Below are 4,924 nucleotides of genomic sequence, written 5' to 3' on the forward strand. Positions count from 1 at the left end.
TTTTTTACATTATCTGGCTAAAATTCTGAATTTAGTTAACTGTGTAATTTATGTTAGCTAAAGACTAATAAAGTTAGCTTAAAATCAGTGGTTTTTATTTTCGGTTTTATACGTTTTGATTAGAGCGTTGCAATTGTAGGCAACGTTGTTGTATATGGTTTGTTGCGTGTTTTAAGCACCTAATTTAGCAAATATAAACCGAATAGAAAATCCGCGAGGATTTTCGTAAGCAGGCTAGAACTAGCAATAAATTATATACGGTGTTGTAGCTAGTTATTTCTTATTTAAATATTCTATTGCTTTTTCCAATGCACAATCTTTATTTTCCAAATAATCATTCAATGATTTTTTTACTTCGATATCTGGGAGCACTCCATAGCCAACAAATTCTCGACCATCAGGATACGTGTCTTTCTTTGTGCAAACTCTTCCAGTAGCTCCTCCAGGCAAAGCAAATAACAACGGTTGTCCAGTACTTCCATAAGTTGGTTCTCCAATTTTTGTCATATGTTTTTGATTGTCAGCGACAATCAGAAAATCTTCTGCTGCAGAGGCAGTATAATTTCCGATTAACAATACCGTAGGAACAACAAAACGTTCAGTTTTTTTTATATTATTTTCTGTAGTGTAATAAGGGAATTTGTAGAAGTAACTATCTTTTTTTGTTAAAAAAGCTTGACTGAGAAACTTTCTGTTTTCTTCAGACCCTTGTAAGGTATCTTCGGCTTTAAGGTTAAAATTTTCTCCCCAAGCTTTATATGTTGGAATGTGTAGTCGACTAAAAGAGGCAGACCCTTGTAGTTCATTATCGTTTGTTAAATATTTTAGTATTTCGATTCCAATCTGTGAGTTACCACCCATATTTTTCCTTAAATCTATAATCAACTTTTTTCCTTTCTTTATTTCCGGTAATTTAGCTACGAAAAGAGAGTCAATTTTAGGATTGTTGAAATCATTTAAACTAACATATGCAATTTTACCTTTTAACCATTTGAAATCCATTAATTCACTTTTTTCAAAGGCAGGATATACTTCTTTTTCAGAATTTTTTTTTGACGTAAGTTTAAGTGAAAACTCGTTGCTATTCGGTTTTCTAAATTTTAAGTGATACGTTGTTCCTTTTGGGGATTTTAATAATTCTGAAACGGAAAAGTTTTCCCGTATATGGTTTGTAGAAGTTGAAATGTATGGTTTTACATATTGATTTATGTATTCTTTTGTTGGCATTCCGTTTACTTCAATGATTTCTGTTCCAATAGGGATTTCCTTTTTTTTACTCAAGTTTGTTCTTGTAATAATTGCTTTTCCATCAATATTTTTTAGGAAAAACCGGTAATTACCGAATTCACCATTAAGTAGATTATCTCTTAAACTTTTCGGCATCCATACATTGGTATGACCGTCTTTTAATGTGGCACAAAACTTTTGAAGTAAACGATAATATTCATAATCATTTTTTGTCTCTTGCACTTCTTGAATTAAACTTATATAATCCGATTCCCATTTTTCTTTATCAATTTTATTCAAGTAAACAAAATTGTAGTTTGCTTCTTTCCAGAATTTAGATAAACCGTAAACTTTTTCTGACTTTGAAATTGTATTTGGTAATTCTGTTTGAGCAACTAACCCTACGCTAAGAAGAATACTTATTAATAATAGAATTTTTTTTTTCATTTAGTTGTTTATTAAAAATAATTAAGGCAAAATAAAGCTTAATTAACTTAAGGTTCACTACCCAAAAGGGTAGTTGTTTGTTAACAAAACTATAAATAACAATTAGATGAGATAATTACTTTTTGCAAGAGAAACTGCTTCTGTAATATTTGATACTTTTAATTTTTCAAACAATTGTTTTCTATGAAATTTCACGGTGTTGTTAGATAATAAAATTTCTTGAGCAATTTCATTTATTGTAAAACCCCTAATAGATAAGTGAAGAATCTCTTTTTCTCTATTAGATAATTTTATAGTTTGGGCAGAATGCCAAAGACATTTTTCTTCATTGTATTCCAAAAACTTTTGATTTCCTTTTTTATAGATTTTTATATTTCCAGCGTAATTTGATGAAGAAAGGGAAACAAGACAAAGTGCTTTCCATATTTTCCCTTCATCAGTCAGAAATAAAGGGGTCAATTTTTGATTGACCAAGATTTTTTTACCTTCTTGATTCTTCAAATGAAAATCATATGATATAGTGTAATCTTTTCTCTCCTTTAAAGGGATTTTTTCATAAAAATCAAAACCTATTTGATTTATTTTTAGCAGTAAGTCAAGGTCTTTTTTTATAACATATTTAATATAAAAGGCGTATCCCATTTGTTGAACTTCTCTAGCAGAATGGCCACATAATAGTAATGGATTATCTGAAACATATTCAAACCCTTTTTCTTTATAATCTATTATATAAACGCTATTGTTACTTAATCTTGCAAAAACCTTTATTGATTCAAGGTAATATGAAGTTTGTAAATACTCTTGGTGAGAAATATTTTCCACGGAATTTTGGAATGAAAAAAAATCGTTTTTGTCAGGCATTATATTTTTTATTGAATTCACTTTCCTAATTAGCTACAACGGTTTTGTGTATGAAAAGTAGCAGATTTGTGTGTGCCATTTTTCGGTTAAAAACAAAGATAACAGAAAGTACCAAACCAAAAGGTTTGGTACTTAACTGCTATTTTTTATATACGGTGTTGTGCAACGTTGTTACTTGAAGGTATTTGTTATAATCAAAATACCAAATACTATAAAGAATAAAATAAAGAAAATTCTTATGTAGAATTTATTCAAGACTTTTCTATACTCGTCAATATTTGTTTTTTGTTTTATTGTTTTTATTAGATAATACAAAGTTAATATTAGATTTATTATAAATATTAATAATGATAAATAAAAAATATTAGTTAAATCATTGTGTTTTGATAAATAGAATAAAACAAAACCAATGACATTAATTATATTTGAAGTAATTATCCATTTCCTTACAATTGTGTTCATATTTTAATCTATTTACCAAGCATCCATACAATCACCAAAAGTATAAGCAGCTATCGCTACACCTATCCAACCTAAGTATCTTTTTGCTAATAATTTTAAAAGTTTTTTAGTACCTTGAACAGTAGCTAATTGGGCTGTGTTATCAATTAAGCCCCAAATTTCATTTAAACCTAATGCTACACCTAAACAGTTTACAACATCTTGAGTTGACCAATCTGCTTTTCCTTGTATTGAATTAAATGCTAAAGAAAGTTCTGCTAATTGTTTGTCGTCTAAATTAGAAACTTCATTTAGTTCTTCGTCTGTAAAATCAATTGTATTAATTAATTCATTTCTAATTTCCATACCATTATCCGTTAATGGCTTTAAAGCTATTTTGATTTGTTGTTCAGTAACGTCTTCTGAAACTCTACTTAATTTATTATTTAAATAGATGCTTTTTACGTTTTCAGCCATAACTTTTAATTCATCAAAATCGATTAAATGCTTCGACATATCAACAGTTTGATTTTCAATCTTTGACTCATCATTATCAATAGAACAAGATGTCAAAGTTGGAGTTATAACTAAAGCAGCTAATAAAATTGATAAATAAGGTTTTCTTAATTTTTGTAATAAATTCATTTCTAATTGTTTTTAGGATTCTTTTTGTTTATTTTCTATGTTAAAATTTCTTTTTCGATACTCATAATATCTTTATTTTATATTTAATTAAGTTTTGGATGGTCAGTCCATTTTGACCGCTTTGCTTTTTTTTAATGTTGCACAACGTTTAAAAGTATGGTTAGTAAGGGATTAGTGTAAACTAACTATACTTAAAAGCTTTAATTAGCAAAGAAAAAAAATAACTTAAATAAAGCAATACTACCCTTATTAATTATACATAGTGTTGTGTTTAGTTTTTAATTATGGCAGATACAGTTAGTAAATCAGAAGAAATATTAAAACTTCTTAAAGGAATGAATTATAAAGAAATAAGAAAAACCATTCAAGAAGTTATGACTTCAGTCGAATCTAAATCTACTTATTAGCTATTTAGATTCCATTATTGATATTAAGCTATCTAGTCTTTCACAAATATCATGCGCGTTCCAAGCAGGCGAAGTGTTACTTACTACGTCTGTTAATTTTGAGTCAATAGACTCTAGTAAATCTCTTAGTTCTTCAAATTGATGTTGTTCCATTTTGTATAGTATTTATTATGTTTAAAAAAATTATTTCTTGGTATAAATGGTATCAGAATATTCCTTTTGATACTTGGATAAAGTGGTATCTTGTTTTTTATGTAATGTTGGTGATTTTGTTTTTTGTAATTCTTTTTCTTCAACATTCTTAGAGTTCCAATAGAAAGAATTTAGTATTGCTAATACAGATAAAATTAACCCTAAAGATGATAAGTAATATGGTAGTCTTGGGAATTTTGCTTGAAATTTTGATATTTTTAAATCATATTTCTCTTTGTTCGTTTTATCTTTATTTACATTACTACGATGCTCTAAGTAATCCTTCCAACTTTTATGTTCAGAAACATCATAACCGTACTCTGTTATTATAAAAACACTATTCCCGTTATTACTTATAAGTCCGTGTTTTATTAACACATTAAATCTTCTCTCTTTTTCTGTGTCTAATTTTCTTTGTTCTACGTTAATTCTAGTAGATGGCAAATCTTTAATGCTACCATTTTTTCTAATTTCTAAAAGTAGTTCAAATATTTCTTGCTCCATTAGTTATCTATTCCCTTTATCTATTCATCCACTTACTCACTTTAGTAGCACACTATTAAACACAACGTGTTGCATATGGAAAGTTGTGTTTACGAGCAATGAAATTCCGAAGGAATTTCAGCAGTAAGTAAATAAACAACTTCCATAACTTAAGCACTAAAGTAAACAATTTTTTATATGCTGTGTTGCCTACAGTTTTT

The 4,924-nt window shown here is 28.0% G+C and carries 6 protein-coding genes; 1 reads left to right on the top strand and 5 read right to left on the bottom strand.

Translation table 11 applies throughout. From position 1 onward, the window contains the following. Positions 1–273 precede the first annotated feature (273 nt). The 3 genes from M890_RS0113825 to M890_RS0113835 all read right to left on the bottom strand — a co-directional run bounded on the left by M890_RS0113825 (position 274) and on the right by M890_RS0113835 (position 3,621). Positions 274–1,674 (bottom strand): S41 family peptidase, encoded by a 1,401-nt coding sequence (locus M890_RS0113825; protein ID WP_028284088.1) that lies wholly within the window; start codon positions 1,672–1,674, stop codon positions 274–276. 102 nt (positions 1,675–1,776) lie between these two features. Continuing rightward, complete coding sequence (locus M890_RS0113830) at positions 1,777–2,535, bottom strand: response regulator transcription factor (RefSeq protein WP_028284089.1); 759 nt, start codon at positions 2,533–2,535, stop codon at positions 1,777–1,779. Positions 2,536–3,009: 474 nt separating this feature from the next. Beyond that, the gene (locus tag M890_RS0113835; RefSeq protein ID WP_028284090.1) at positions 3,010–3,621 is read right to left on the bottom strand and encodes a hypothetical protein; all 612 of its coding nucleotides are present in this window, start codon (positions 3,619–3,621) and stop codon (positions 3,010–3,012) included. A 284-nt stretch (positions 3,622–3,905) separates the two neighbouring features. Between M890_RS0113835 and M890_RS16990 the strand changes: the two genes are divergently transcribed. Continuing rightward, positions 3,906–4,028 carry a hypothetical protein gene (locus M890_RS16990; RefSeq protein WP_262496335.1) on the top strand — a complete coding sequence of 41 codons (123 nt, stop codon included), beginning with the start codon at positions 3,906–3,908 and terminating at the stop codon, positions 4,026–4,028. On the opposite strand, the gene M890_RS16785 is transcribed toward M890_RS16990, so the two are convergent. Beyond that, a complete protein-coding gene (locus M890_RS16785) occupies positions 4,029–4,181 on the bottom strand; it encodes a hypothetical protein (RefSeq protein ID WP_157243300.1) in 153 nt (50 codons plus the stop codon). It abuts the gene before it with no gap. A 30-nt stretch (positions 4,182–4,211) separates the two neighbouring features. Next, positions 4,212–4,724: a hypothetical protein gene (locus M890_RS0113850; RefSeq protein WP_028284091.1), complete on the bottom strand. Its 513-nt coding sequence runs from the start codon at positions 4,722–4,724 to the stop codon at positions 4,212–4,214. Positions 4,725–4,924 lie beyond the last annotated feature (200 nt).

Source organism: Olleya marilimosa CAM030 (assembly GCF_000518485.1).
GTDB classification, from domain to species: domain Bacteria; phylum Bacteroidota; class Bacteroidia; order Flavobacteriales; family Flavobacteriaceae; genus Olleya; species Olleya marilimosa.

Coding starts and splice junctions, on each gene's coding strand:
- M890_RS0113825 (WP_028284088.1), bottom strand. CDS start 1,674: ATGAAAAAAAAAATTCTATTATTAATAAGTATTCTTCTTAGCGTAGGG.
- M890_RS0113830 (WP_028284089.1), bottom strand. CDS start 2,535: ATGCCTGACAAAAACGATTTTTTTTCATTCCAAAATTCCGTGGAAAAT.
- M890_RS0113835 (WP_028284090.1), bottom strand. CDS start 3,621: ATGAATTTATTACAAAAATTAAGAAAACCTTATTTATCAATTTTATTA.
- M890_RS16990 (WP_262496335.1), top strand. CDS start 3,906: ATGGCAGATACAGTTAGTAAATCAGAAGAAATATTAAAACTTCTTAAA.
- M890_RS16785 (WP_157243300.1), bottom strand. CDS start 4,181: ATGGAACAACATCAATTTGAAGAACTAAGAGATTTACTAGAGTCTATT.
- M890_RS0113850 (WP_028284091.1), bottom strand. CDS start 4,724: ATGGAGCAAGAAATATTTGAACTACTTTTAGAAATTAGAAAAAATGGT.